Origin of the sequence: Novosphingobium fluoreni, from assembly GCF_014196615.1 — a bacterium.
Classification (GTDB): Bacteria; Pseudomonadota; Alphaproteobacteria; order Sphingomonadales; family Sphingomonadaceae; genus Novosphingobium; species Novosphingobium fluoreni.
Genome location: NZ_JACIDY010000007.1, coordinates 193856 through 214421 on the forward strand (window position 1 = coordinate 193856; position 20566 = coordinate 214421).

At 63.5% G+C, this 20566-nt stretch carries 19 protein-coding genes and 2 tRNA genes; 12 read left to right on the forward strand and 9 right to left on the reverse strand.

The window, feature by feature from the left end; translation table 11 throughout:
• Positions 1–72: 72 nt before the first annotated feature.
• On the forward strand, positions 73–1896 hold the full coding sequence (glmS, locus tag GGR39_RS14090; protein WP_183617809.1) for a glutamine--fructose-6-phosphate transaminase (isomerizing): 1824 nt from the start codon (positions 73–75) through the stop codon (positions 1894–1896).
• A 38-nt stretch (positions 1897–1934) separates the two neighbouring features.
• Here the strand turns inward: glmS and purQ are convergent, their stop codons facing one another.
• Together purQ and purS are read right to left on the reverse strand one after the other, a co-directional pair.
• Positions 1935–2615: a phosphoribosylformylglycinamidine synthase subunit PurQ gene (gene purQ, locus GGR39_RS14095; RefSeq protein WP_183617811.1), complete on the reverse strand. Its 681-nt coding sequence runs from the start codon at positions 2613–2615 to the stop codon at positions 1935–1937.
• Complete coding sequence (purS, locus tag GGR39_RS14100; RefSeq protein ID WP_183617876.1) at positions 2612–2863, reverse strand: phosphoribosylformylglycinamidine synthase subunit PurS; 252 nt, start codon at positions 2861–2863, stop codon at positions 2612–2614. The genes purQ and purS overlap by 4 nt, the downstream gene beginning before the upstream one ends.
• 127 nt (positions 2864–2990) lie before the next feature.
• On the opposite strand from purS, the gene GGR39_RS14105 reads away from it, so the two are divergent.
• Positions 2991–3905 carry an SDR family NAD(P)-dependent oxidoreductase gene (locus tag GGR39_RS14105; RefSeq protein WP_183617813.1) on the forward strand — a complete coding sequence of 305 codons (915 nt, stop codon included), beginning with the start codon at positions 2991–2993 and terminating at the stop codon, positions 3903–3905.
• Here GGR39_RS14105 and GGR39_RS14110 read toward each other — a convergent pair.
• The 4 genes from GGR39_RS14110 to GGR39_RS14125 are packed head-to-tail and all read right to left on the reverse strand — an operon-like array spanning position 3902 to position 6943.
• Entirely contained in the window at positions 3902–4267 is a 366-nt protein-coding gene (locus GGR39_RS14110; protein ID WP_183617815.1) for a DUF2794 domain-containing protein, read from the reverse strand. The genes GGR39_RS14105 and GGR39_RS14110 overlap by 4 nt on opposite strands.
• 7 nt (positions 4268–4274) lie before the next feature.
• Positions 4275–4976, reverse strand: coding sequence for a serine O-acetyltransferase EpsC (epsC, locus tag GGR39_RS14115; RefSeq protein ID WP_183617817.1), 702 nt, complete (start codon positions 4974–4976; stop codon positions 4275–4277).
• Between the two features lie 45 nt (positions 4977–5021).
• Positions 5022–5633 (reverse strand): P-loop NTPase family protein, encoded by a 612-nt coding sequence (locus GGR39_RS14120; protein WP_183617819.1) that lies wholly within the window; start codon positions 5631–5633, stop codon positions 5022–5024.
• Positions 5634–5650: 17 nt separating this feature from the next.
• Entirely contained in the window at positions 5651–6943 is a 1293-nt protein-coding gene (locus GGR39_RS14125; RefSeq protein WP_246388740.1) for a heavy-metal-associated domain-containing protein, read from the reverse strand.
• 70 nt (positions 6944–7013) lie between these two features.
• Between GGR39_RS14125 and purM the strand changes: the two genes are divergently transcribed.
• Positions 7014–8129, forward strand: coding sequence for a phosphoribosylformylglycinamidine cyclo-ligase (gene purM, locus GGR39_RS14130; RefSeq protein WP_183617821.1), 1116 nt, complete (start codon positions 7014–7016; stop codon positions 8127–8129).
• A gap of 9 nt (positions 8130–8138) precedes the next feature.
• On the opposite strand, the gene GGR39_RS14135 is transcribed toward purM, so the two are convergent.
• Positions 8139–9188: an AI-2E family transporter gene (locus GGR39_RS14135; protein WP_183617823.1), complete on the reverse strand. Its 1050-nt coding sequence runs from the start codon at positions 9186–9188 to the stop codon at positions 8139–8141.
• Positions 9189–9328: 140 nt separating this feature from the next.
• Here GGR39_RS14135 and purN point away from each other — a divergent pair, with 140 nt between their 5' ends.
• Positions 9329–9919, forward strand: coding sequence for a phosphoribosylglycinamide formyltransferase (gene purN / locus GGR39_RS14140; RefSeq protein WP_183617825.1), 591 nt, complete (start codon positions 9329–9331; stop codon positions 9917–9919).
• Here the strand turns inward: purN and GGR39_RS14145 are convergent.
• Together GGR39_RS14145 and GGR39_RS14150 are read right to left on the reverse strand one after the other, a co-directional pair.
• A complete protein-coding gene (locus GGR39_RS14145) occupies positions 9916–10701 on the reverse strand; it encodes a hypothetical protein (RefSeq protein WP_183617827.1) in 786 nt (261 codons plus the stop codon). The two genes, purN and GGR39_RS14145, sit on opposite strands and share 4 nt — an antisense overlap.
• Before the next feature lie 87 nt (positions 10702–10788).
• Positions 10789–11262 (reverse strand): flavodoxin family protein, encoded by a 474-nt coding sequence (locus tag GGR39_RS14150; RefSeq protein ID WP_246388762.1) that lies wholly within the window; start codon positions 11260–11262, stop codon positions 10789–10791.
• Positions 11263–11350: 88 nt separating this feature from the next.
• On the opposite strand from GGR39_RS14150, the gene recJ reads away from it, so the two are divergent.
• From recJ to GGR39_RS14190, 8 genes are all read left to right on the forward strand, one after another.
• On the forward strand, positions 11351–13141 hold the full coding sequence (gene recJ / locus GGR39_RS14155) for a single-stranded-DNA-specific exonuclease RecJ (RefSeq protein WP_058737751.1): 1791 nt from the start codon (positions 11351–11353) through the stop codon (positions 13139–13141).
• Positions 13142–13232: 91 nt separating this feature from the next.
• A tRNA-Glu gene (locus GGR39_RS14160) sits at positions 13233–13307 on the forward strand.
• 38 nt (positions 13308–13345) lie between these two features.
• Positions 13346–13420, forward strand: a tRNA-Glu gene (locus GGR39_RS14165).
• 260 nt (positions 13421–13680) lie between these two features.
• Positions 13681–14565, forward strand: coding sequence for a LysR family transcriptional regulator (locus tag GGR39_RS14170; RefSeq protein ID WP_183617829.1), 885 nt, complete (start codon positions 13681–13683; stop codon positions 14563–14565).
• A gap of 83 nt (positions 14566–14648) precedes the next feature.
• Positions 14649–15065: an NADH-quinone oxidoreductase subunit NuoE family protein gene (locus GGR39_RS14175; RefSeq protein WP_183617832.1), complete on the forward strand. Its 417-nt coding sequence runs from the start codon at positions 14649–14651 to the stop codon at positions 15063–15065.
• Positions 15062–16537 carry an NADH-ubiquinone oxidoreductase-F iron-sulfur binding region domain-containing protein gene (locus tag GGR39_RS14180; RefSeq protein WP_183617834.1) on the forward strand — a complete coding sequence of 492 codons (1476 nt, stop codon included), beginning with the start codon at positions 15062–15064 and terminating at the stop codon, positions 16535–16537. Before GGR39_RS14175 ends, GGR39_RS14180 begins: the two co-directional genes overlap by 4 nt.
• Positions 16538–16615: 78 nt before the next feature.
• A complete protein-coding gene (gene fdhF, locus GGR39_RS14185) occupies positions 16616–19459 on the forward strand; it encodes a formate dehydrogenase subunit alpha (RefSeq protein WP_183617836.1) in 2844 nt (947 codons plus the stop codon).
• Positions 19460–19482: 23 nt separating this feature from the next.
• Positions 19483–19731 carry a formate dehydrogenase subunit delta gene (locus GGR39_RS14190; protein ID WP_183617838.1) on the forward strand — a complete coding sequence of 83 codons (249 nt, stop codon included), beginning with the start codon at positions 19483–19485 and terminating at the stop codon, positions 19729–19731.
• Positions 19732–20566: the final 835 nt, after the last annotated feature.

A 20566-nucleotide genomic window follows, 5' to 3' on the forward strand; every position in this document is an offset into this window, starting at 1 on the left:
GATTCTCCGACTATCGTCCGGTCGAGCAATCTCATCTGAATTTGATCTCATTCAAGTGAAAGCATCAGCAGCATGTGCGGCATCATTGGCATCGTCGGCAAGGAAGACGTGGCGGATCGCCTCGTCGATGGACTTCGTCGCATGGAGTACCGGGGCTACGATAGCGCCGGTATCTGCACGATCCACGATGGCGAGCTGATCCGCCGGCGTGCGCAGGGCAAGCTACAGAACCTAGTTACCGAGCTTGCTCATAACCCGGCATCTGGCCTGACCGGGATCGCACACACGCGCTGGGCCACGCACGGCGCACCGACGGCGGCGAACGCCCATCCTCATGCAACGTCTGAACTCGCACTTGTACACAACGGTATCATCGAAAACTTCAAGCCACTGCGTGACAGCCTTGAGGCGCGAGGCCGGCATTTTGAGAGTCAGACCGATACCGAGGTCGTAGCTCACCTGATTTCTGAGCTTGTCGAGGGCGGCCTGTCGCCCGAGCAGGCGGTGCGCGAAGCCCTGCCGGAACTGCGCGGGGCCTTTGCGTTGGCTATCGCATTCAAGCGCTTTCCGGACATGCTGATCGGGGCTCGCCTCGGCTCACCGCTCGTGGTCGGTTATGGCGATGGCGAGACGTATCTCGGCTCGGACGCACTCGCCCTGGCGCCGCTCACCCAGCGTATCAGCTATCTTGAGGAAGGTGATTGGGTCGTCATCACCCGCAAAGGCGCGCAGGTCTATGATGCGTCAAACCATGCGGTCGAGCGTGAGATCGTCGCATCTGGCGCCTCGGCCGTCGCGATCGAGAAGGGCAATTATCGCCACTTCATGCAGAAGGAAATCTTCGAGCAACCGACCGTGGTGGCGCAGACCCTTCGCAGCTACATTCATCAGGTCGATCAGTCAGTCGCATTGCCCCAGATCGACTTCGACTTGTCCCGCATCAATCGAGTCACGATCGTCGCCTGCGGCACCAGCTATTACGCTGGGATGGTGGCGAAGTACTGGTTCGAGCAATTTGCCCGCCTGCCGGTCGACATTGATGTCGCTTCCGAGTTTCGTTACCGCGATCCGGTCTTGGAACCGGGCGGCCTGGCACTGTTCATCTCGCAATCCGGCGAGACGGCCGACACTCTGGCCGCTCTGCGCCATTGCAAGGCGGCTGGGCAGACCATCGCCGTCGTAGTGAACGTACCGACCAGTTCGATGGCCCGCGAGGCCGACTTGCTGCTGCCAACCCATGCCGGGCCCGAAATCGGCGTTGCCTCGACAAAGGCATTCACTTGTCAGCTCGCTGTGCTGGCCGCGCTCGCCGCGCATTTGGCGGTGAAACGCGGACGCATCGATCGCGAGGAGGAGATCGCCATCGTGCGCCATCTGGTGGAAACGCCGGCCTGCTTGAACGCAGCCCTCGCTTTCGACGAGGAGATTTTTTCGATGGCGCACCTCATCGCTCCCGCCCGGGACGTGCTCTATCTCGGCCGCGGCCCGGACTATCCCCTGGCATTGGAGGGAGCGCTAAAACTGAAGGAAATCAGCTATATACATGCAGAAGGTTATGCTTCTGGTGAGATGAAGCATGGCCCTATCGCGTTGATAGACGAAGCCGTGCCGGTAATCGTCCTGGCGCCTTCAGGCCCACTATTCGAAAAGACCGTGAGCAACATGCAGGAGGTGCGAGCGCGCGGCGGCAAGGTTGTTCTGATTTCGGATGCCGACGGCATTAAGGAAGCGGGCGAAGGTTGCATTGCCACGATCGAGATGCCCAAGGTGCATCCGCTCATCGCCCCCTTGGTCTATGCCGTTCCGGTCCAGTTGCTGGCCTATCACGTCGCCTGTGTGAAGGGCACGGATGTGGACCAGCCCCGCAATCTGGCGAAGAGCGTCACGGTAGAGTGAGGACTTAGGCGCGGCTGCAAGGCCGCGCCCAGCGTTTCTCAGGCGGCAACCAAGCCCTTGATCGCGCTTTCGAACAGGGCGCGACCATGGTCGCCACCATGCGCCGCTTCGATCGCTCTTTCAGGGTGGGGCATCATCCCAAGGACATTGCCGGCATCGTTTAGGATACCCGCGATGTTTCGTGCCGATCCATTCACATCCTCAGCATAACGGAACGCCACGCGGCCTTCACCCTCCAGGCGGTCGAGCGTCTCTCCGTCAGCGTAGAAGTTGCCATCGTGATGCGCGACGGGAATGCGGATGGTCTCGCCCGCTTCGTAGCCTGCCGTGAACAAGGACTGCGCATTCTCGACGGTCAGGCTCACCTCGCGGCAGACGAAGCGGATGCCCGCATTGCGCAGCAGCGCGCCCGGCAGCAAACCGCTTTCGGTCAGTACCTGAAAGCCGTTGCACACGCCCAGCACCGGCACGCCCTGCCCGGCCGCCTTGATCACGGCTTGCATGATCGGCGAGCGCGAGGCGATCGCACCACAGCGCAGATAATCGCCGTAGGAAAAGCCGCCGGGGAGCGCGATGAAGTCCAACCCCTGCGGCAGATCGGCATCACCGTGCCACACACGCGTCGGTTCGGTGCCCGACACCTTGTGCAGGGCGTCGAACATGTCCCGGTCGCAATTGGAACCGGGGAACGTGATCACCGCCGAGCGGAACCCGCTCACGCCTTCAGCTCCGGCGCGGCGACCTTTTCGATACGGTAGCTTTCGATCACCATATTGGCGAGCAGCTTGCGGCACATCTCGTCGAGATCGGCGTCCGTCACGCCGTCCGCCACGTCCAGCTCGATCAGCCGGCCCGCGCGGACATCGTTCACACCGGTAAAGCCCAGTCCTTCCAGCGAATGATGAATGGCGCGCCCCTGAGGGTCGAGCACACCGGGCTTGAGGCTGACATGGACGCGCACTTTCATCGCCGGGCCTTTCGCATGGGCGTGGATCGAGGTGCCTATGCCCCCACTCACGATTCGGAGCAAGCTGCACCCCAAAAAGGACAAGCTTCGATTGAAGCGGCCGCAAGGCTGTGTCACCGCTAAGGCTATGAATGCACGCTTTGCAGGCCAGGTCGCCATCGTCACCGGAGCAGGCAATGGCCTTGGCCGAGCCTATGCGCTCGAACTGGCACGGCAGGGAGCGAAGGTCGTGGTCAACGATCTGGGGGTAGCCCGCGACGGAAGCGGCGGGGGGCTATCGGCCGATAAGGTGGTCGACGAAATCCGCAATAACGGCGGCGAGGCGATGGCTGATGGCGGCGACGTTTCCGACTTTGCACAGATGGACGCGATGGCGGCCCGCGTGCTGGAGCGATGGGGCGCGATCGACATCCTGATCAACAACGCCGGTATCCTGCGTGATCGCACGTTCGCCAAGATGGTGCCTGCGGACTTCGAAGCCGTCTTGCGCGTCCATCTGCTCGGATCGGCGTTCGCGACCAAGGCGGTTTGGGAAACGATGCGACGGCAGCGACGCGGCCGCGTTCTGATGACGACATCAGCATCCGGGCTGGGTGGGAACTTCGGGCAGGCAAATTATGCTGCGGCCAAGGCGGGCATCATCGGCCTGGCCAAGACGCTCCATCTGGAAGGCGCGAAGTACGGGATCCGAGTCAACTGCATCGCCCCAGCGGCAGGCACTCGTATGACGGAGGATATCCTGCCGGAAGAGGCGTTCCAGGCATTCCATATGGACGACGTGGTGCCCGCCGCGCTGTTCCTGGTTTCCGATCAAGCCCCGGAAGGCGCCGTCGTAGGGGCCGGCGGCGGGATCGTGCAGGGCTGCTGGCTGACGATGGGCCAAGGCGTCCTACTGGAGCAGCACGAGCGAACCGTGGACGGGGTTGCCGCTAACTGGTCTCGGATCATGGCGCAGGCACCCGGCGTGCCGCTAAATAACGGGATGGAGCAGACCTATCGCGGACTGGCGATGATCAATCCGCCAAAATCGCCGCCGCGTTAATTGTCCACGACCTTGAGGAGCCTTCGCTCCAGCGGAACGAGAACGCCGGCAAGCTCGTGGCCGCGCTTCAGGACTTGCCCGACTTCGCCGAACAGGGTCCACATACCCTGCTTACCACGAAGAGCCGGGCGTTTCTCGATGCGAGCTTGAGGTCGTTCGGCGGCGCGGCGGAAAGCGGAAAAGCTTGCGGCGTCGCGCGTGAACTCCATGGCATAATCGCGCCACTGCCCCGCGGCTACCATGCGCCCATAGACGTCCAGAATACGCTGCAATTCCAGGCGATCGAACCCGACCTGAAGCGCTCCGGCTTTGGGAAACGCAATAATATTCGTGTCGGTAGAGCCGTTCCCGGGTGCTGCCATCGCAGGCTCAGGTTCCCGTCATGCCTGGCGATTCAGGCTCTTGAGCGGATCGGTGCGCCGACAATTGTGCCACCTGATCGCGCAAACGGCTGAGTTCAGACTCGAGCTGCTCGACCCGGGCCAGGCCGGATGGTTCGCAAGGCTCTTTGCAAGGAGTGCCGTAGGGCATGAATTCCTTCGCCCACGTCTCCGCAGCAACCAGCGTGGAGCGTGCTTTCACGCCCACCATCGTCGCGCCCTCTGGCACGTTCTCGGTAACGACGGCGCTGGCACCGATCCGGGCCCGACGGCCCACGACCACTGGCCCAAGGATCTGCGCACCCGAACCGATGATCGCATTGTCCTCGATCGTGGGGTGACGCTTCCCCGGCTGTCCGTTGGTCGGATTGGTGCCGCCCAACGTAACGCCCTGATAGATGGTGACGTTGTCACCGATAACCGCCGTTTCGCCGATCACGGTGAAGCCATGATCGATGAAGAAATTCTTTCCGATCGTCGCGCCCGGGTGAATGTCGATCGCGGTCAACACGCGTGACAAGTGATTGATCAGGCGCGCGAAAAAAAACAGGCGCGATCTGAAAAGCCGATGGGCCACGCGGTGCCAGAACAGTGCCCAAACACCTGGGTAGAGCAACACTTCCCAACGCGAACGTGGCGCGGGATCGCGGGCGACAATAGAGTCGAGGTAACGGATAAGATTGTTCATCATCGCCCCATCACTCCTGCCCATTTCGCCATAACGCTGCAGCCGCGATCAAGTTGCACTGCGGGCGGCTCCTGTAATCTCATTCAACGCTTCACGCCAGACCGATAACGTCGGTGGCTGCTTGCGCTCCAGACTGAGGCGATCAATGGCGGCGACGATCTGTTCAGCGGCCAGATGGCTACGCTCGCAACGCGGTACAAGGTAGGCAATCGCCGCCTCGTCTAAGGGCAGGCTGCGCATCTCTGCATGAAGAGCGATCAGTTCGCCCATCATCATATCGTCAGGCGCGCCGATCTCGAGGTGAAGGGCGGCCCCAAGCCGCGAGCGCAGATCGGGAAGCGTAATCTGAAAGGCACCCGGCATGGCATCCCTGATGACAAGCAAAGGACGGCCGCTTTCCTGAGCCCGGTTCCAGGCGTGAAATACCGACGTTTCATCAATCCTGTCGGCATCGTCCAGCACATCGCCCGCCCCTGATTGCTGAAACCAGCGGCCGAGCAATGTCTTGCCGCAGCGCGGTTGTCCGGACAGTACGGCAGTCCGGAAAGGCCAGCGCGATGCATCCGCCATTGCATCCACTGCAGCGGCGTTCGCGTTGCCGACGACGATCCTGGGAGCGCTTTCATTCGGCAGGGGCAAAGGCAAGGCGATCTGGCGCATCGCTTGGCGTGCCTTACTCAGCGTGAGATACGGATCACGCCGCCGCCAGCGCTGACTTGCCATCCGCGCGCCTTGAGTGCGGCCACCAGCGCGCCCTGCCCGCCAGCTACCGTCACCCGCATTACAGACGTGCCGCCGATCGCCAGACTGGTGGTGGCCGCGTTCTGCACGCCGGCTGCCCCGCGCACGGCGGACAGCGCAGCGTCGACAGCCGCAGCGTCTGGAGAAGCGAACTGTACCGTCACGGTCTGTATCTCACCCAAGGGCACAGGCTCAGGCGTAATCAGCGGCGCGACCGAAGCGGGCGCGGAAGCGGCGCGCGGCACGCTATCGACATCGCGGCTCATCAGTTTGCCCCGCAACTCGCCCAGCGCCTGATCGAACGCGATGCTGCCGCTCATCAATGTGGGGTTGGGCGTCAGCTGACCTTGCGCCAGAGCGTTGCGATAGATTCCATCTATCCGCGCGACGGCCTGCGCCAGCATCTGCGGCACCGCCTGGTCGTCGCGGGCGGACATCGTGAACGTTTCCAGCACTTCGTTGTCGGGGCCATGCCGCGCCGTGAAGGTGCCTTTAACCGGACCGCCCGGCCACTCCCGCTCCAGCCGGGCTACCGGGATCACGACATCTGCGGCATTGAACTGATCCAGCACGTTGCGCCACCACAAGCGGCTGCGACGGCCGGCTTGGCCCGCATTGAGAACCAGAGATTCGCCGCCCGTTCCGGCCGGACGAACATAGTCCACCGGACTGGCAGAAGCCTGGAATTCCGCCCAGGCCTTCTGCCAGGCTCCTCGCACTTCGAACACTTGGCGCACGCCGCCCGAATAGAGGATCGGGATCACCAGCATCGGCGCCGAGTGCAGCCCGCCACCCTCGCCCCCGCCGACATACTGGCCCGCTTTCGCGCGATCGAAGATCACGCCCAGCTTGGCGACATAGCGATGTGGGCCGATCTGTTCGCGCTCGATCACTACGGAGGACACCATCGCATCGATCGCCTCGATCGGCATGGCGGGGCCCTTCAGTTGCTCCCAGGCTTTCTTCTCGGCCTGCTTCCAGCCCTCGACACGCGCTTCCTGCCCGGTCTTGCCGGTCACGTCGACGACGATGCCATTGACCTGGATATCGACCGAGTTGGCAACGGGCAGAATGCCGCGATCACCTTCGATCTGGGCAATCAGCTGCGTTGCGGCCATACCGATCACGCTACCCACAGCGGCCATGCCGAGCATGATCGCAAGCCTGCCCTTGGGTCCGGCCTCATCCATGCGCGCACGCAGGTTCTTGGGGTGAAATCGACTGGTCATCATCAGGCCGCGCGCCTTTTGCCTAAACGCCGATGGAAATCCAAGCAGTAAAGCGTTAGGCGCTTGCCCGATGTCAGACGATAACGCCCAAACCGCCGACCAGACCCGCTACAGCTACGCGCAAGCGGGTGTATCCATTGCCGCCGGAAACGCGCTGGTAAAGGCCATCGCACCGCTTGCCAAAGCGACGGCCCGCCCCGGTGCCGATGCGGAACTGGGCGGCTTCGGCGGATTCTTCGATCTGCGAGCGGCGGGCTACACGGATCCGTTGCTCGTCGCCGCGAACGATGGCGTTGGCACCAAGGTCAAGCTGGCGATCGACCATGACCGGCATGACCAGATCGGCATCGATCTGGTGGCAATGTGCGTGAACGATCTGATCGTCCAGGGCGCAGAGCCATTGTTCTTCCTGGACTATTTCGCGACTGGCAAGCTGGAGAACGGCATCGCCGAACGTGTCGTCGCCGGCATTGCCGAGGGATGCCGCATTTCCGGCTGTGCGCTGATCGGCGGCGAAACGGCCGAGATGCCGGGCATGTATTCCGCCGGAGATTATGACTTGGCCGGCTTCTGCGTCGGCGCGGTGGAACGCGGGCAGCAGTTGACCGGTGACAAGGTTGCCGAGGGTGACGTGCTGCTGGGCCTCGCCTCTTCCGGCGTACACTCCAACGGATACTCGCTTGTACGACGGCTCGCGGCTGACAAGGGCTGGAAGCTGGATCGTCCGGCGCTGTTCGATCCCGAAGTGCTGCTGATTGAGGCGTTGATTGCCCCCACGCGAATCTATGTGAAAAGCTTGCTGCCGCTGATCCGCTCGGGGCGAATCCACGCGCTGGCACACATCACTGGCGGCGGATTGCTGGAGAATATTCCGCGAGTCCTTCCCATGGGCCTGCGCGCGCATGTCGCTGCCGATGCTTGGGAGCAACCGCGCCTGATGTCGTTCCTGCAGGCGCAGGGGAACATCGAGCCGGCAGAGATGGCACGCACATTCAATTGCGGGATCGGCATGGTGCTTTCTGTGGCGGCAGCCGACGTCGACTCGATCATCGCAGACCTTAGCGCCGCTGGGGAAACGGTGCATCGCATTGGGGAAATTCGCGCCGGGCAGCGTGGCTGCACCGTCTCCGGCTCGGATGAAACCTGGTCGGCCCGCGCGCCTTGGACGGCGGGGCACGACGCTTAAGGCAAAGCTTCAGGTATCGCGAGGGACGCCGTCGATATCCTCCCCCAGGGTATCGCGCAGGTAGAACTCGCGCACACCGACGAACGCCACCACCAGCAGCGCTCCGGCGAAAAACACGCCATAGACGCCGAATACCGCGCCCACGGCTAGGATCGTGAATAAAGTCAGTGCGGGCGGGATGTTGACGACGGTGCGGTTGACGAACGGCGTCAGCAGCCAGCCCTCGATCACGCGCACCACGAGGAACGCGACAAGCGTGCGCCACAGTACGTCACCGCCCACGGCGGCCGCTAAGCCGATCGCCGGCAGCATCGCGACGACCGGGCCGACATAGGGCACGAATTCGCTGAGGCCGCCCAAGAGGCCCAAAGCTGCCCATGATTCGAGCCCCGCCCACCACAGGCAACCGCCGATCACCAGCGTCATCATCGCCATCGAGATAAGCTTTGCCTTGAGCCATAGCCGTAGAGCGAACGACATCTCGTTCAGCGCGCGTTCCATGGTTTGCCGGGCCGGGCGGGGCGTCATCAGCACCACCGCATTGCGATAGGGGCTAGGATTACTGGCGATGAACATCGCGCCCACGATCACGATCACCAGGTTCAGCATGATCTCGCCCGCGCCGCGCACCAATTCGCTGAGGCTGTCTGCGATCTTGCTGCCGCCAGCAGCGGCCTCGCCCGCCTGCACCACCGCGCGGCCGACGGGGTTGACCGAAAGCCCGCGCTCGATCTTCTCCAACGTACCAGGAAGATTCCCCAGCATCGCCGCCAATTCAGTGCCGAACTGCACCGTCAGCAGGTACAGCATCCCGCCGAATACCGTGAGAACCAGCAACGTGCCCAGCCCCAGGGCGATCCGCCAGTTGCGCACCCCCAATTGCTGGATCATCCGGGCCGCGCTGCGGAACATCACCGCGCCCAGCAGCGACCCAAAGGCCAGCAGCAGCAGGTCCGACGCGCGCCAGGCCATCATCAGGATCGCGCCGATCACCACGGTCCAGCCCAGGCGGCGCAGATACGTCAGGTCTTCGGGATTGGGCTTGAACGGCGCATGCATCAGGCAGTTGCTCCTCGGCTCGCAAGCGCATACGGGCAGCGCGCAGACGCCGGGACAAACGCCAGCGATAAGGGGAAACCTGCCATGAGCCGCCAAACGTCCGGATCATCGATGCTGTTCCGCCCCCGGACCGCTGCATAATGGCATTTCGCGCAAAAGTGGCCGTACTGATTTCCGGCAGCGGCACGAATATGGCCGCCCTACTCTACGCCAGCCGCCTGGCGGATTGCCCTTACGAACTGGTGTTGGTGGTCAGCAACAAGCCCGAAGCCGGCGGTCTCGCCCTGGCAGCGACCGAGGGCGTCGCGACGTTTTCGCTATCCCACAAGGGCATGACCCGCGAAGCGCACGACATGGCGATGGACGCCGCTATCCGCCAAAGCGGTGCGCAATGGGTGGTGCTGGCAGGGTACATGCGTATCCTTTCGCCGGCGTTCGTCGCAGCTTGGGAAGGCCGGATGGTCAATATCCACCCCTCGCTTCTCCCCAAATACCCTGGCCTCCACACACATCAACGCGCTATCGAGGCGGGCGACAGCCATGGCGGAACGACTGTCCACTTGGTGACTCAGGACCTGGATTGTGGGCCTACGCTCGGCCAAGTCGCCGTCGCCATCGCACCGGGTGATACGCCCGAGACGCTTGCCGCGCGCGTCCTCATCGCCGAACATCAGCTCTACGCCCGCTGCCTGGCCGATCTCGTCCGGCCGAGCCTCACCGTGGGGTCCTAGAAAGCGGTCGCGGTCCCTGCCGTAAGCGCAGCTGCTTCCGGCCAAACCAGCACTTGCCGCGCGTGGAGCGCAGTTTCCGCCTGATAGCGCTGCCTATCGATCGTCAATTCAGACAGCGCTTTCGGAGCGCCTTCACGCATGAGATAATCCACGGCTGCGGCGGCGCCCGACAGGGAAACCGCATCGCCATCCAAAGCGGAGGCGCGGAACGTCAGTTCATATCCGATAAAATGTTGCAACCCATGCGTGACCACGCTGCCATCGGCCAATCGCGTCATCGCGGTGAGCCCCGCCGCCGGGAACGCACCGCCCGCGAGCCAAGCCAGCACGACGCGAGAAAAATAGCGCGGTTCGATCAACGTGTCGGCAGGCTGCCAATACAACGCCGCAACCGGCATGCTGACGGCCAGTTCCGCCGCCAAAGCCAACAGTGCGCGAACGACCGGCGTGAGCGCTAACCCGCCGGACAAATGCGGGCCAGGATACAGGCGAACGGCTTCATGCCCCCCACAATTGACTTCACCCGAGAAGCCATAGGGCACAGCGGAAGCCACAAAGCCCGGCCCCGTCGAATCGACCGATGCGGGGTTCAATCCGTCACACATGAAGGCCAAGCCACTCGCTAGAACCTCCACCTGACCTGCCCCATCATCGTGCGTGACACTGGCCACGGCCTGACACTGCGCCAACGCCTGCTCCAGCGCGGCCCGATCCGGGCGCTCCCCCGGACGGAACAGGAAGGACACCCCGGCACGGGCATGCTCGTCCGATTGATATGTCATCGTGCATCACCCCCGAAAGCCCGGCCGCACCATGCCCACCGATCAGCCGAACGCAAGCCGCGAATACCGCCGAATCACTTGCGGCGATCAGAAGATGCCCAGGCGCAGCCCTTCGGCCATTGCCTCGCCCATCTCGAGACAGGCGCGGCGACCCTCGCTCGGCAACACCTTGCGCGCCGCGATCGCCTCCGGCGTTTGCGCGGCGAAATTGACGATCAACGGTTCCGCCACGCGGCGCAGGCGCCAGCCGGTGACGATGCGGTCTAGCTGAGACTGCGCGCCCTGCCCGTCAGACCCCGCCGCGATCGCCGAAGCATAGGCCCGCCCTTCCACTTGCCCCAGCAGCGGGTAATAGCAGCGGTCGAACATCTCCTTCATCGCGCCGGACAGCGCGCCCAGGTTTTCAGGGCATACGAAGACGTAACCCGACGCGGACAGCAGATCTTGCGCCGTCACTTCCCCAGCCGGGATCAAGCGACCGGCATCCCCCGCTCCCGCCGCGATCGCCTGCGCCATGGCTTGGGATGCGCCAGTGCGGCTGTGCCAGATGATCGCCAGCATTCCGGATCTCTCAGCTTCATGGGCCATACCCACCCCGATAAGGGGCGCAGGCCTTTGCCGCCACCCCAGCTTGCGGTAGTCAGCGGCCATGCAATCTCTTTCTACACCCGTCTTCGGAATCGAGCGATCTCTGTCCGGGAAAGCCTGGCGCTGGCGCGGCGGCAACATGGACCTCAGCGTCGGCCAGAGCGGCCTGGACGACATCGTCTCACAACTACTGCTCTCCCGCGGAGTGGAGCGAGACGACCTTGACCGCCACCGCGCGCCGTCTCTGCGAGCTTTCCTGCCCGACCCATCCGAATTTCGCGACATGGACGCCGCCGCCGAGCGGGTTGCCCAAGCCGTGCTGACTGGCGAGACGGTGACGATCTACGGCGATTATGATGTCGATGGCGCCACCAGCGCCGCGCTGCTGGTCCTGCTGCTGCGCGCGCTAGGCCAGGAGGCGCGCTATTACATCCCTGACCGGCTGCTGGAAGGCTACGGTCCCTCCGGCGAGGCTCTGGTCCGGATAGCTGGCGAAGGCTCCAGCCTGATCGTCACGGTCGATTGCGGGGCCATGGCGCACGAAGCTCTGGCAATGGCGCATGAGGCCGGCGTGGATGTCATCGTCGTCGATCATCACAAGTGCGCGCCGCTGCTGCCGCGCGCAGCCGCCCTGGTCAATCCCAACCGCCTGGACGAAGGCGTGATCGCGGCGGGGCACGGTCATCTCGCCGCCGTGGGCGTCGCCTTCCTGCTCGCAATCGCCACCGTGCGCGCGTTGCGGCGCAAGGGCTGGTTCCAGGACCGGGCCGAGCCGGACTTGTTCTCGCTGCTCGATCTGGTTGCGCTGGGCACCGTGGCGGATGTGGCGTCGCTTCATGGCCTGAATCGTGCCTTCGTCGCGCAGGGGCTCAAGGTCATGGCGAGGCGTGAGAATATCGGCATGTCCGCCTTGATCGACGCCAGCCGCCTCTCCCGCGCGCCGACGTGCAGCGATCTGGGCTTTGCGCTGGGCCCGCGCATCAACGCCGGCGGGCGTGTGGGCGAATCGACCCTCGGCGTGCGCCTCCTGACGACGCGCGACCCGGATGAGGCCCGCGACATCGCCACACAACTCTCGCGCCTGAACGATGAACGCCGCGCAATCGAGCAAGTGGTGCAGGAAGAGGCGGAGGCGCAAGTCGCCGCCCAGCACAACCGCGCCGTTCTCGTCCTGGCTGGGCGTGGCTGGCACCCCGGCGTGATCGGCATCGTTGCCGGGCGGATCAAGGAAAAGACCGGCAAGCCCGCGCTCGTCATCGCGCTTGGCGCGGAAGAGGAAGGCTCGGGCCACGGCAAGGGCTCCGGTCGGTCGATCAGCGGCGTCGACCTTGGCGCTGCGATCATCGCCGCGCGCGAGGAAGGGCTTCTCGTTGCCGGGGGCGGCCACGCAATGGCCGCCGGCTTGACGATCGATCCTATTAAGGTGGGTGCCTTCGGAGACTGGTTGGACGCCAAGCTGGGCAGAGACGTGGCGGCGGCGACCGAAAGTCGCTCCCTGCTGCTCGATCTGGCCTTATCCCCCGGCGGCCTGACGCCGCAGCTGGTAGACACTCTGGACGTCGCTGGCCCCTTCGGCATGGGCTGGCCCGGCCCCAAGGTCGCCGTCGGACCGGTGCGCCTGGTGAAAGTGGACATAGTCGGCGCCGATCACGTCCGGCTGATTGCCAGCGGCCCCGACGGCGGACGGATCAAGGCGATCGCCTTTCGTGCCGCCGAAAGCGATCTGGGACAGGCGCTGCTGCATGCCAGCCAGGGCCGACGCCTATGGCTGGCAGGCCGCGCCAAGATCGATGACTGGGGTGCTCGGCCCCAGGCGGAGCTTTTGCTGGACGACGCCGCGTGGGCAGATTGAGCCTGATCCGCAGACTATTGCAAAAAGGCGCTTGACCCCCCCGCGCTGCTTGCCTAGAGGCGCGGGCCTGCAAACGACGCAGCATGAGATTGGCCCCTTCGTCTAGCGGTTAGGACGCGGCCCTTTCACGGCTGAAACACGGGTTCGATTCCCGTAGGGGTCACCACTCTCACGCGGCTTTTGCAGACCGGCACATGGCTACACGGCCCCTTCGTCTAGCGGTTAGGACGCGGCCCTCTCACGGCTGAAACACGAGTTCGATTCTCGTAGGGGTCACCATCCGCTCTTAATCTCTGAGCTTATCGGACAGGGCTTTGGCTCGATTGCCCGCCTCGCTGATGTCGCAAGCCTCGTCATGATAATCACTGCAACGGGTGCCCCTTCGGGCATAATCGCTTCAACTGGCAGGGCGAGCCGTCGACATAACGCCGGCCCTCATATCGCCCAGCGTGACGCTGACGCGAAGCGCGACAAGTCTGTAGAATCGCACTAGGCTGCTTGCTTGCGCGCGCGGCGCGATCCAGCCTAATAACCGGCCAATGCAGTTCCGCTTCCTCGAATACTTCATCGCGCTGGCGGAAGAGCGGCATTTCGCCCGAGCGGCCGCGCGCTGTCATGTCACGCAACCCACGCTATCGGCGGGAATCGCCAATCTGGAAACGCGGTTGGGCAAACGCCTGGTCCAGCGCGACCGTCGCTTTGTCGGGCTGACGGCGGAGGGTGAGGCCATCCTCTCCCACGCGCGCCGCCTGGTGGCTGGGCATGACGAAATGCGGCTGGCGGTGGATGCGGCAGGGTCCCTGCGCGGCGAGATGCGACTGGGCTGTATTCCGGCCGCGATGCCGTATGTCGGGCGCTTCATGGGAGCGCTCGCGTCTGCGTTTCCGGACCTGCGGGTCGCGATCCGCCAATTGACGTCCGATCACATCGTGCGCGGATTGGCCGGGTTCGAACTGGACGCCGGGCTCACCTATCTAGACGCCGAACCGGCAGGCGGGATGATCGCCACGCCGCTCTATTCCGAGCGCTATTGCCTGGCCGTCCATCCGGGCAGTCTGCTCGCCGCTGCGGACGAGGTAACTCTGGCGCAGGCCGTGCGCGAGCCATTGTGCCTCTTGCACCAGGGCATGCAGAACCGGCGCATTCTGGATGCGCATCTGGCGCGGTTGAAGGTCCAGGCAACCCCCGTTGCTACTGCGGATTCCTATATCGCGCTGCTGTCGATCGTGGCGCGGGGTGGATTGAACAGCATCGTCACGGACAGCCACGCCGACTTCATCGCACCGGCCACCGGCGTGCGGCTGATCCCGATCAGCGACCTGCCGGAGAGTAACCGTGTTGGCCTGCTCGTCGGCGCACTAGAGCCGATGCCGCCTGTCGCACGTGCCGCGCTGACGGTAGCACACGGATTGACTATCGCATGATAGATACGCCCTATCGACTATCGCCAACTTTGATTTGAGTTTCTGGCCACGCGACCTCATGATGATCAGCAGGTGGAGGACCAATGGCTGAACTGAACGAGATTTTGCGCGCGCATGGTAGCCGGCAGGATGCCTTGCTACCGATCCTGCATGACGTACAAGCGGCGTTCGGCCACGTATCGGAAGTGACGATCCGCGAAATCGCACTGCACTTGAACCTCAGCCGTGCCGAGGTGTCGGGCGTCGTCAGCTTCTATCACGACTATCACCGCACGCCCGATCCGCGACCGGCGATCAAATTATGTCGTGCCGAAAGCTGCCAATCGCGCGGCAGCGAGGCCCTGGCGATCGCGGCAGAAAAGGTCGCCGGCGCGCGGGTGCGGGTGGAGACTGTCTATTGCCTGGGGCTATGTTCGGTCGGACCGAACGCGATGATCGGCCATGAGGTTCACGCCCGCCTCGATAACGGCAAAGTCGCCGCATTGATCGGGGCGCTATGATGCAGATCAGGATTTCAGATGACGCCCTGGCGATTGCCTGCGGAGCAAATTTGCTGGCCAGGGCCTTTGCTGAGCGCGGGCATGAGGTGGTGCGCACATCCAGTTGGGGCATGCACTGGCTTGAGCCTTTGGTGGAGATCGATGGCATAGGCTATGGCCCCGTCGAAGCGGCGCATGTCGATGCGATTTTGGGCGGCACGGCCGATGCGCTGTGTATTGGCCGGATCGCCGATCATCCGTTCATCGCGAGCCAGACCCGGCTGACTTTCGCACGGGCTGGGATGACCCGTCCGACCAGCCTGGACGATTACGCGGCAACCGGTGGCTGGGCTGGATTGGAGCGCGCGCGGGCTTTGGGCGCAGAAGCCGTCGTCGCCGAGGTTACCGCATCAGGCCTGCGCGGAAGAGGCGGAGCGGGCTTCCCCGCTGGCATCAAGTGGAACACGGTGCGTGTCGCGCCGGGTTCGGAAAAGTACATTGTCTGCAACGCCGACGAGGGTGACAGCGGCACATTCGCCGATCGCATGGTGATGGAAGGCGATCCCTTCATGCTGATCGAGGGCATGGCCATCGCCGGTCTGGCTGTCGGGGCGGGCAAGGGCTTCATCTACATCCGTTCGGAATATCCGCACGCCATCGCCAAGATGCAGGCAGCAGTGCAGCTATCTTCTGCGATCGTCGCGCCGTTCGAGGTCGAAGTGCGCGTGGGCGCCGGGGCCTATGTCTGTGGCGAGGAAACGTCGCTCCTCAACTCATTGGAGGGCAGGCGCGGTGAGGTTCGCGCCAAGCCGCCGCTGCCTGCGCATGAAGGGCTGTTCGGGTGCCCGACCGTCATCAACAACGTCCTGACGCTGGCGGCGGTACCCTTCGTATTGTCCCAAGGCGCGCAAGCCTACGCCGACTACGGCATGGGCCGCTCGCGCGGGACGATGCCGGTGCAGATCGCCGGCAATGTGAAGCACGGCGGTTTGTACGAAACTGCATTCGGCATCACGCTGGGCGAAATTGTCGAAAAGATCGGGGGCGGCACGGCAAGTGGACGGCCGATCCGCGCGGTGCAGGTCGGCGGGCCGCTGGGGGCGTACTTCCCCCCTGCCCTGTTCGACACGCCGTTCGATTACGAAGCCTTCACGGCGGTGGACGGCCTGATCGGCCATGGCGGAATCACCGTGTTCGATGACAGCGCCGACATGGCGAAGCAGGCACGCTTTGCGTTCGAGTTCTGCGCGGCGGAGAGCTGCGGCAAGTGCACGCCGTGCCGGATCGGATCAGTGCGCGGGCGAGAAACTCTGGACAAAGTTATCGCCGGGGAAGCCTCGGAAGCCAATCTGCAACTGGTTGCCGATCTGTGCGAGACGATGAAGTTCGGTTCGCTCTGTGCGCTGGGTGGGTTCACACCTTATCCCGTGATGAGCGCGATCACCCATTTCCCCGAGGATTTCGGCCTGCGCATGGCCGAAGCTGCGGAATGATCACCGTGCGCGGCATCGGCCGTGATCTTCGCGAACACATGAACCTGCCGGGCGATCCGGCACCGCTGGAGCAGCATCATGGGCTATGAACCCCAGGCCGATTTCGGCACCCCGGCGTCGGACGCCATCGCCTCCGTCACCTTGAACATCGACGGTCGCGAAACGACCGTTCCGGCCGGCACTACGGTGATGCGCGCCGCAGCCGAGATGGGAACTTCGATCCCCAAGCTCTGCGCGACCGACAGCTTGAAGCAGTTCGGATCATGCCGGCTTTGTCTTGTGGAAATCGACGGACGGCGCGGCACTCCCGCTTCGTGTACCACCCCGGTAGAGCCGGGCATGGTCGTGCGCACGCAGACCCCGACGCTTCACAAGTTGCGCAAGGGAGTGATGGAGCTCTACATCTCCGATCACCCGCTGGATTGCCTGACTTGCCCGGCCAATGGCGATTGCGAATTGCAGGACCAGGCGGGCGCAGTCGGCTTGCGTGAGGTGCGCTATGGCTATGCCGGCGAGAATCATCTGGAAAGCGCCAAGGATCAGTCCAACCCCTACTTTGATTTCGACCCAAGCAAGTGCATCGCATGCTCGCGCTGCGTTCGCGCGTGCGACGAGGTGCAAGGCACCCTGGCTCTGACGATGGACGGTCGCGGCTTCGCGTCCAAGATTTCGGCCGGCACCGCTGCCGATGATTTCCTCTCGTCGGAATGCGTCTCTTGCGGGGCCTGCGTGCAGGCTTGCCCGACATCCACTCTGCAAGAGCGCAAGGTGGCCGAGATCGGCACGCCGGATCGCAGCGTCGTCACCACATGCGCCTATTGCGGTGTCGGCTGCACCTTCCGCGCCGAGATGCGGGGCGAGCAACTGGTCCGGATGGTCCCGTGGAAGGACGGCAAGGCCAATCGCGGGCACAGCTGCGTCAAAGGACGCTTCGCCTGGGGCTATGCCAACCATCAGGAGCGCATCCTCAATCCGATGATCCGTGAGAGCATCGATCAGCCGTGGCGGGAAGTATCGTGGGAGGAGGCCTTCACCCATGCCGCCAGCGAGATCCGGCGCATCCAGGCCAAGTATGGGCGGGAGTCCGTCGGCGGTATCACCTCAAGCCGCTGCACCAACGAGGAGACCTTCCTCGTCCAGAAGCTGATCCGCGCCGGGTTCGGCAACAACAACGTCGATACGTGCGCGCGCGTCTGCCACTCGCCTACGGGCTATGGCTTGAAGACCACGTTCGGCACCAGCGCGGGCACGCAGGACTTCGACAGCGTGATGCAGGCCGACGTCATCCTGATCATCGGCGCCAACCCGACTGACGGCCACCCGGTTTTCGCCAGCAGGATGAAGCGCCGGCTGAGGCAGGGCGCAAAGCTGATCGTGATCGATCCGCGTCGCACAGACATCGTGCGCTCGCCCCACATCGAGGCGGCCCATCACCTGGCGCTGCGTCCCGGCACGAACGTCGCGGTATTGACTGCCATGGCGCACGTCATCGTCACCGAAGGATTGGCAGCAGAAGAATTCGTGCGTGAGCGGTGCGATTGGGACGAGTACAGCCACTGGGCAGAATTCGTCTCGCAATCGCGCAATTCGCCCGAGGCCCTAGAGCCGGTTACGATGGTCAATCCGGCGGAGCTGCGCGAAGCGGCGCGCCTCTACGCGACCGGCGGGAACGCGGCGATCTACTACGGCCTTGGCGTCACCGAACATTCGCAAGGCTCGTCCACTGTCATGGCGATCGCCAACCTGGCGATGGCGACCGGCAACATCGGGCGCGAAGGCGTCGGCGTGAATCCGCTGCGTGGGCAGAACAACGTCCAGGGCGCTTGCGACATGGGCAGCTTCCCCCACGAACTGTCTGGCTATCGCCACGTCTCGGACGCCTCGGCGCGCGCGCTGTTCGAAAGCGAGTGGGGCGTGGCGATCGATCCGGAGCCGGGCCTGCGCATCCCCAACATGCTCGACGCTGCGGTGGAGGGCACGTTCAAGGCGCTCTATGTGCAGGGCGAGGATATCCTTCAGTCCGACCCGAACACTAAGCACGTGTCGGCCGGTCTGGCGGCGATGGAGTGCGTGATCGTGCACGACTTGTTCCTGAACGAAACGGCAAATTATGCGCATATCTTCCTGCCGGGCTCGACCTTTCTCGAAAAGGACGGCACGTTCACCAATGCCGAGCGGCGCATCCAGCCCGTGCGAAAGGTGATGACGCCGATGAACGGTCTCGCCGATTGGGAGGTGACGCAAGGCCTCGCCAATGCCCTCGGCCTGGACTGGAATTACAGCCACCCCAGCCAGATCATGGACGAGATTGCCCGGCTGACCCCCAGCTTCACCGGCGTCAGCTTTGAAAGGCTAGACGCGATGGGATCGATCCAATGGCCGGCCAACGAAGCCGCGCCTGACGGTACGCCTGTCATGCACATCGAAGGCTTCGTCCGCGGCAAGGGCAAGTTCGTCGTCACGGACTATATCCCGACCGACGAGAAGACCGGGCCACGCTTCCCGCTCTTGCTCACCACCGGCCGTATCCTGAGCCAGTACAATGTCGGGGCACAGACGCGGCGCACCGATAACGTGGTGTGGCACGCGGAGGATGTGCTGGAAATACATCCGATCGATGCGGAAGACCGCGGCTTGCGCGATGGGGATTGGGCGCGGCTCGCCAGTCGCGCGGGTGAAACGACCCTCCGCATTCTGGTAACCGACCGCGTCGCGCCCGGCGTCGTCTATACCACCTTCCACCATCCGACGACGCAGGCCAACGTGATCACCACCGACTACTCTGATTGGGCGACGAACTGCCCGGAATACAAGGTGACGGCGGTACAGGTCGCGGCATCGAATGGACCAAGTGACTGGCAGGAAAGCTATGAAGCGCTTTCCCATCGCTCGCGCCGGATCGAAGCGGAGGCGGCGGAATGACGCCACGCGAACACCTCGTCCGCATGGCCAACCAGATCGCCGCCAACTTTGCCACCATGGGCGACGTCGATGCGGCCGCCGCCACGGCCGATCACATCGCAATGTTCTGGGATCCGCGCATGAAAGCGAGCGTCTTTGCTGATCTCACGGACTTGTCGCCCATAGCCGAACAAGCGATCATGCTCCTGCGGCAAGATCCGCACCCGTCGCACCAGACGCAAGCGACAGAATTTGTCGCCGCGAATGAAGTGGGTGCGTCCGACGCCGGCTGATTGATGGCAAAATCACGCGAGCGAGGTGGGCAGTGGACGTGGCATGCCCTCCCGGAGTTATCCCCGTGGCATGTTCGCCAGCCACCTCGCCGACGATCGGGGTGGTAGAGCAGTTTCCCGACGATCCGATAACGAGGACACGTCTAGAACCCGATCTTTACGCCGACCATAAGGCGATTGCTGGGAGCGCCCGAAATTTGCGCTGCCTCCACATGAAGATCGATAGTGGCGTTGTCACTTAATAGAGCCTCGGTTTTTGGTGGACCATCTGGCGGGCTGTTAGGCCGTTATCCCAGTCGATTGCGTTTTGGATCTGCCGCGCACACCACGATTTCATCAGCCTTATCACCGGCGCATCGGGGGCGAATAACGCTTAGGCTTTTCTCAATCTTCAGGCTGGCCGCTGCATCGAACTCAGCGGCCACGTGCGGAAGCTCGAGAGCAGGCGGCACTTCGGGCAGGGGCATCTCAACTCTGCCTATAGCGAAGCAGATGAATAATAGCGCGATAATGGCAAAAATGGGGCGACTGCCTGTGTTCCTAATCCGATGGAATCAGAACGGCGGCTTCCTGCCGCTATCGCCTGCGACGCGCGATAAAACGAAATTGTGTCGACTGGTCGCGAATGACAGCCATGGAGCTTTGCATAAAGCGTTTTCTCGCGCCCTCCCTTCCATCGTGTAATTCAGTCGACCATTAGCTGCCGATAACAGTTCTGTTTTGGATAGAGCAGGCAGCGTGCGCGTCTCGTTGGTTTAGGTACGAAAGGAGGCGCGCTTCGCCCAAAAGTGATGCCCTGGATGATCTGAGCGAAGGGCAGGCTTTGGGTGCATGG

Coding starts and splice junctions, on each gene's coding strand:
- glmS (WP_183617809.1), top strand. CDS start 73: ATGTGCGGCATCATTGGCATCGTCGGCAAGGAAGACGTGGCGGATCGC.
- GGR39_RS14125 (WP_246388740.1), bottom strand. CDS start 6,943: ATGACCAGTCGATTTCACCCCAAGAACCTGCGTGCGCGCATGGATGAG.
- fdhF (WP_183617836.1), top strand. CDS start 16,616: ATGGGCTATGAACCCCAGGCCGATTTCGGCACCCCGGCGTCGGACGCC.
- GGR39_RS14145 (WP_183617827.1), bottom strand. CDS start 10,701: ATGACATATCAATCGGACGAGCATGCCCGTGCCGGGGTGTCCTTCCTG.
- GGR39_RS14135 (WP_183617823.1), bottom strand. CDS start 9,188: ATGCATGCGCCGTTCAAGCCCAATCCCGAAGACCTGACGTATCTGCGC.
- purN (WP_183617825.1), top strand. CDS start 9,329: ATGGCATTTCGCGCAAAAGTGGCCGTACTGATTTCCGGCAGCGGCACG.
- purM (WP_183617821.1), top strand. CDS start 7,014: ATGTCAGACGATAACGCCCAAACCGCCGACCAGACCCGCTACAGCTAC.
- recJ (WP_058737751.1), top strand. CDS start 11,351: ATGCAATCTCTTTCTACACCCGTCTTCGGAATCGAGCGATCTCTGTCC.
- GGR39_RS14105 (WP_183617813.1), top strand. CDS start 2,991: ATGAATGCACGCTTTGCAGGCCAGGTCGCCATCGTCACCGGAGCAGGC.
- epsC (WP_183617817.1), bottom strand. CDS start 4,976: ATGATGAACAATCTTATCCGTTACCTCGACTCTATTGTCGCCCGCGAT.
- GGR39_RS14170 (WP_183617829.1), top strand. CDS start 13,681: ATGCAGTTCCGCTTCCTCGAATACTTCATCGCGCTGGCGGAAGAGCGG.
- GGR39_RS14120 (WP_183617819.1), bottom strand. CDS start 5,633: ATGCGCCAGATCGCCTTGCCTTTGCCCCTGCCGAATGAAAGCGCTCCC.
- purS (WP_183617876.1), bottom strand. CDS start 2,863: ATGAAAGTGCGCGTCCATGTCAGCCTCAAGCCCGGTGTGCTCGACCCT.
- GGR39_RS14190 (WP_183617838.1), top strand. CDS start 19,483: ATGGCCAACCAGATCGCCGCCAACTTTGCCACCATGGGCGACGTCGAT.
- GGR39_RS14110 (WP_183617815.1), bottom strand. CDS start 4,267: ATGGCAGCACCCGGGAACGGCTCTACCGACACGAATATTATTGCGTTT.
- GGR39_RS14175 (WP_183617832.1), top strand. CDS start 14,649: ATGGCTGAACTGAACGAGATTTTGCGCGCGCATGGTAGCCGGCAGGAT.
- GGR39_RS14180 (WP_183617834.1), top strand. CDS start 15,062: ATGATGCAGATCAGGATTTCAGATGACGCCCTGGCGATTGCCTGCGGA.
- GGR39_RS14150 (WP_246388762.1), bottom strand. CDS start 11,262: ATGCTGGCGATCATCTGGCACAGCCGCACTGGCGCATCCCAAGCCATG.